A 4,939-nucleotide genomic window follows, 5' to 3' on the forward strand; every position below is an offset into this window, starting at 1 on the left:
CGCCCTCCCCCCCAGGCGCGGGGGGGGTGGGGGGCCCCCGCAGGCCGGGCCTGCGTGCGCCGAGCTTCGGGCTGCGGGCGCGGCAGTGCGCGCTCAGCCGAGGGGGAACCGCGCCCCCGCGCGCGTCGGGCCGCCGGCCGGACTCTCCACCACCAGCTCGCCACGCAGGCCGCGGACGCGCTCGTCCAGCCCGCTCAACCCGTGCCCGGGGATCTCGGTGGCACCGCCGCGGCCGTTGTCGGTGAGCCACACCTCCAGCAGCGGACCGGTCGCGCCGGCCGTGCGGTCGAGGAACAGCCGGGCCTGCGTCGCGCCCGAGTGCTTGGCGAGGTTCGCCGCCAGCTCGGCGAGCACGTAGTACGCGTTGCGCTCGGTCTCGGGGGCGAACCGCTCCCCCGCCGCCAGCGACGACTCCACCGTGATCGGGATGGGGCTGCGCGCGGCGAGCGACTCGGCGGCGGCCTGCAACCCGCGGTCCTGCAGGATCGGCGGCGCGAAGCCGCGCGACAGCGCGCGCAGCTCCTCGAGCGTGTCGCCCGCCTGCTGCCGGGCCTCGGCGAGCAGCGCCGCGGCGGCCTCCGGGTCTTCGGCGAGCTTGCGCTCGGCCGCCGCGATGTCCATCTGCAGGCGGATGAGACGCTGCTGCGGGCCGTCGTGCAGGTCGCGCTCCAGCCGGCGCAGCGACGAGTCCTCCGCTGCGACGGCGGCGCCGCGCGAAGCGGAGAGGTCGGCGACCTCCCGCTGCAGCGCCTCCGACGGCCAGGCGCCCAGCATCCCGCGGGCGACGACGTCGTGCAGGAGGGTGAGGGCTCGGGTGACGAACGGGAGGGTCGCGGCGAAGGCGGCGCCGGCGATGACGTACAGGATCCGGTCGCCCACGATCGGGTCGAAGGTCGAGCGGATGCCGAAGACGGCGTCCACGATCGTGCTCGAGAGGAAGAAGTCGCGGTCGCCCTGCGGGATGAACGGCTCCCAGATCCACCCCGTCAGCCCGCCGAGCGCGACCGAGACCCACACGATCGTCAGGGTCCAGCTGAGGATGCTGATGATCGGGTTGATGAGGAGGCCGTGCAGCAGATACAGCCAATAGTGGCCGTTCACGAACGGGCCGAACAGCGCCCGCCAGAACGAGGCGGGCCGGTCGGCCGGCTCCCAGCGTGGGCGCTGGATCTCACGGCGTCCGGCCCAGCGCAGCCGGACCACCTCCACCGTCCCGAAGGCGCGGGCGGTGTAGAAGGTGGCGACCAGGACGAACACGCCGATGTAGATCACGATCGTGCCGACGCCCGTCCAGAACAGCGACTGCAGCACCGCCAGGCCGATGATCGCGATCGGCATGGTGAGGACGAGGAAGCCGAGCTCCCGCGGGACGCCGTGCCAGAGCGAGCCGTACGTGGTGCGCGGCGGCGGGGCCGGGGAGACGGGCGGTGCGGTCACGGTGTCCAGCGTGGCAGACGGAGGGCCGCCGCGGGTGCCTGCGGTGTCCGCAGGCCCGGCCCACGAGGTCGTCGGGGTGGTTTCAGTGCTCATGGGTGCTCTCCTGTCGTGGTCCGCGGCCCCCGGTGGGCGCGGTGGTGTCGGTGGGTGGGGTGCCGGCGCTCTGGCCGGGGCGGACGACGACGAACTGGCCCATCATCCCGTCGTCCTCGTGGCTGAGCAGATGGCAGTGGTACATGTAGGGCGCGTTGCGGTCGGTGTAGTCGGCGAACCGCATCAGGAGGCGGAACTCGGTGTGCGGCGGCAGGTACACCGTGTCCTTCCATCCGGCCAGCTCGGCAGGTGGCGGCGCTCCGCCGACGGAGGCGATCTGGAACTGCACGTCGTGGACGTGGAAGCTGTGCGGCAGGTCCATCGTGTTGGTCACGACCCACTGCTCCAGCCTCCCGACCTCCACCGTCTCGTCGATGCGGCCGATCGCCATGCCGCGGCCGTTGATCTGGTGCCCGTCGAGCCGGAAGGTGCGGGTCACCTCGGCGTCAGCGGCGCTCCACCGCTCTAGCGGGGCGAGCACGGCCGGCGTCGGCGGCGACGGCTCGAGGGAGGCGGCGGCCCGCAGTTCCAGCACGTCGAGCGTGTCGGCGCCCGCGTTCACCGCGGGCAGCGGACCGTCGAGCCCGAGGTCGGGCGGGAGCGAGCGGAGCGTGACGCGCTCCCCCGGGCTCAGCCGCACCACGACCTCCGCCCGCTCGCCCGGAGACAGCCGCACGTGCGACACCCCGACCGGCGCGGGCAGCAGACCACCGTCGGTGGCGATGAGATCCATCCGCCGCTCGTCGGCCAGCGCGAAGTCGTAGGTGCGTGCGGGTGAGGCGTTGAGCAGCCGGAGCCGCACGGCCTCCGTCGTGACGTCGAGGTACGGGCCGATGGCGCCGTTGACGACGACGGTGTCGCCGATCGGGCCGACGAAGCCGCGGACGTCGTCCGTGAACTGCCCGTCGTCGCCGAAGCGCTTGTCCTGCACGACCACAGGCACGTCGTCGACGCCGTAGCGGCGCGGCAGGGCGAGCGCGGCTTCCGCGTCGTCGCGGATGAGGAAGAGCCCGGCCATGCCGAGTTGCACGTGCTGCTCGGTGCGGCCGTGCAGGTGCGGGTGGTACCAGAGGGTGGCGGCCGGCTGGTCGACGGTCCAGTGCGGCTCCCACACCTCGCCGGGCGAGACCAGCTGATGCGGGCCGCCGTCCATCCGGGCCGGGAGGTGCATCCCGTGCCAGTGGACGCTCGTCTCCTCGCTCAGGTGGTTGGTGACGCGCATGCGCACCCGGTCGCCGCGGTCGGCGACGATGGTCGGGCCCAGGTAGGCGCCGTCGAACCCCCAGGTCGTCGTGCGCACGCCGGGCCGGAACTCGGTGCTGCCCGCCCGGGCGTCGAGGGCGAACACCTTCTCGCCGTCCGCGTTCGTGGTGTGCTCGGCGAGCGGAGGGATGGGGAGCGCGGTGTCGAACGCCACCTTCCCGGTCGTGTCGATCCGCCCGGCACCCAGGCCGCCGCACGCGGCGAGCGTGCCGGCGACGCCGGTGGCGAGGGCGAGCGCGAGGCCCAGGGAGAGGAGCGCGGCACGGGGGCGGCGCAGTCGGTGGATCATGTGTTCCAGCCTCGCCACGGACGCGCGCCCGGAGTATCCGGCGGCCCTCCCGATCCGCCGGGGGGATATCCCCCGCACGCCGCGGTGCGCCCGCCCGGATCACCGGTGAGGCCAGGCATTCCTTAGTAAGCGCAGCCTTCGCTTCGTGGTGGAAGTCGCGCGGCGTCGCTAGCGTTGGAGCAGGCAGACGAAAGGACGCACCCCATGACCGACATCGCCGCACCTCGAAGTGTCTCCAACCCGGACGTCGCCGCCGGCGTCGCGCAGTTCCTCACCCCGGTCGTCATCGACCTCACGGCGCTCGTCGTCAACGGCAAGCAGGCGCACTGGCACGTGCGCGGCGCCAACTTCATCGGCGTGCACGAGCTGCTCGACACGATCGTCGACCACGCGCAGGAGTGGGCCGACCTGGCCGCCGAGCGCATCGTGGCCCTCGGCCTCCCGGTCGACGCCCGGATCGCGACCGTCGCCGCCAAGACGACGACCCCCGCGCTCACGGCGGGCTTCCGCCCCGCGAACGAGTCGATCGCCGAGGTCATCGCCCAGCTCGACGCGGCGCTCGCCAGCGTCAACACCGCGGTCAAGGAGCTCGACGAGCTCGACCAGACCAGCCAGGACGTCGCCATCGAGATCGCCCGCGGCCTCGACAAGGACCGCTGGTTCCTGTTCGCCCACATCAGCGAGTAACGGCGTCGCACACGCCTTCCGGGCCGTCACCTGCGGGTGGCGGCCCGTTCGCGTTGTGATGACAGGCGCGTGCGGCGGGCGGCGTCAGCCGAGCGTCGTATGGGTGAAGCGGCCCGCGAGCAGGGTCGCGGCCACGGGCATCGCCCGCAGCTCGTCGGGTGTCGCGGTCTGCGGATCGCGGTCGAGCACGGCCAGGTCGGCGGGCTCCCCCGGCGCGACGGTGCTGCGCGTGGAGGCGGCGAGGGCCGCCTCCACCGGGATCACCTGCTCGGGATGCCACGGCTCGCGGCCGCCACGGGTGCGGCCGACCGCCGTCGCGATGGCGGCCCACGGGTCGAGCGGCGCCACCGGAGCGTCCGAGCCGAACGCCAGACGGGCGCCGGAACGCAGGAGGCTCGCGAGCGGGAACGCGTCGGAGGTGCGGCCCGCCCACAGGCGGTCGGCGACATCCCGGTCGTCCATGGCGTGCTCGGGTTGCACGCTCGCGGTCACGCCGAGCCGGCCGAAGCGCGGCACATCCTCCCCGGCGATCAGCTGCGCGTGCTCGATCCGCCCGCCGATGCCGAGCTCCTCGAAGGCGTCGAGCGCGAGCCGGTTCGCCTCGTCGCCGATCGCGTGCACGGCCGGGGTCAGGCCGTGCCGCGAGGCGAACCCCATGTGCGCGACCAGCTCCTCGGGCGAGAGGTTCGCGACGCCGTGGCCGCCGTCGGGATAGGCGTGCCGGCACAGCGCTGTGCGGGTGTTCAGAGAGCCGTCCGAGATGACCTTGTACGGCCCGACGGCCAGGAGGCCACCCGCCCCCTCCACGATCCGCCCGGTCCGCAGTCCCAGCCCGACGGCGCGCTCGAGGTCGTCTCCGTACACGCCGAACTCGACGCGCAGCCGGTCCGCGCCGGCGGAGATGCGCCGGACCCAGGTGTCGAGGTTCCAGCCGTATTCGAGATCGACGATGCCGACGACGCCGCGTCGGGCGGCGGTGGCAGCCGCCTCGGCGGCCCAACGGTCGAGGGTGGCGTCGTCGGCCCCCCCGAGGCGGCGCGGGGCGGCGCAGCTGCCCGCCATCCGCGCCATCCCCCCCGGCGCCACCACGCCCCCGGCCGGGGCCGCGCCCGCGCTGCTCGGGTTGTGGGGCGGCGCCGCCGCCACGGCTACGCGCCGGGTCGGCTGGTC

At 74.1% G+C, this 4,939-nt stretch carries 4 protein-coding genes; 1 reads left to right on the forward strand and 3 read right to left on the reverse strand.

What is annotated here, in order from left to right:
• Positions 1–93 precede the first annotated feature (93 nt).
• Positions 94–1,530, reverse strand: a complete 1,437-nt coding sequence (locus ACR9ZG_RS18000; protein ID WP_481286219.1) for a sensor histidine kinase — start codon at positions 1,528–1,530, stop codon at positions 94–96.
• A complete protein-coding gene (locus tag ACR9ZG_RS18005; RefSeq protein ID WP_481286220.1) occupies positions 1,520–3,082 on the reverse strand; it encodes a multicopper oxidase family protein in 1,563 nt (520 codons plus the stop codon). The genes ACR9ZG_RS18000 and ACR9ZG_RS18005 overlap by 11 nt, the downstream gene beginning before the upstream one ends.
• Positions 3,083–3,286: 204 nt before the next feature.
• On the opposite strand from ACR9ZG_RS18005, the gene ACR9ZG_RS18010 reads away from it, so the two are divergent.
• Positions 3,287–3,769, forward strand: a complete 483-nt coding sequence (locus ACR9ZG_RS18010; RefSeq protein WP_481286221.1) for a Dps family protein — start codon at positions 3,287–3,289, stop codon at positions 3,767–3,769.
• Positions 3,770–3,853: 84 nt separating this feature from the next.
• Here ACR9ZG_RS18010 and ACR9ZG_RS18015 read toward each other — a convergent pair.
• On the reverse strand, positions 3,854–4,939 hold a 1,086-nt coding region (locus ACR9ZG_RS18015; RefSeq protein ID WP_481286222.1), incomplete at its 5' end, for an amidohydrolase.

This window comes from Leifsonia sp. KNZ12-8B (assembly GCF_056755495.1).